The organism is Metabacillus sp. 113a (assembly GCF_050107635.1).
Taxonomy (GTDB): domain Bacteria; phylum Bacillota; class Bacilli; order Bacillales; family Bacillaceae; genus Metabacillus_B.
In genome coordinates this window covers 1-255 of sequence record NZ_JBNILJ010000048.1, presented here as the reverse complement: position 1 = coordinate 255, position 255 = coordinate 1, and the positions used below count along the sequence as shown (strand labels likewise).

The window sequence follows — 255 nt, the reverse complement described above, 5'->3', positions numbered from 1 at the left end:
TCAGACTTAAAAGACCGCCTGCGCGCGCTTTACGCCCAATAATTCCGGACAACGCTTGCCACCTACGTATTACCGCGGCTGCTGGCACGTAGTTAGCCGTGGCTTTCTGGTCAGGTACCGTCAAGGCACGGGCAGTGACTCCCGCACTTGTTCTTCCCTGACAACAGAGCTTTACGATCCGAAAACCTTCATCACTCACGCGGCGTTGCTCCGTCAGACTTTCGTCCATTGCGGAAGATTCCCTACTGCTGCCTC

General features: G+C 55.7%; 1 rRNA gene. It reads right to left on the bottom strand.

The features are described from left to right. Positions 1-255: ribosomal RNA gene (locus ACQCVE_RS19655) — 16S ribosomal RNA — on the bottom strand; the annotation flags it as partial.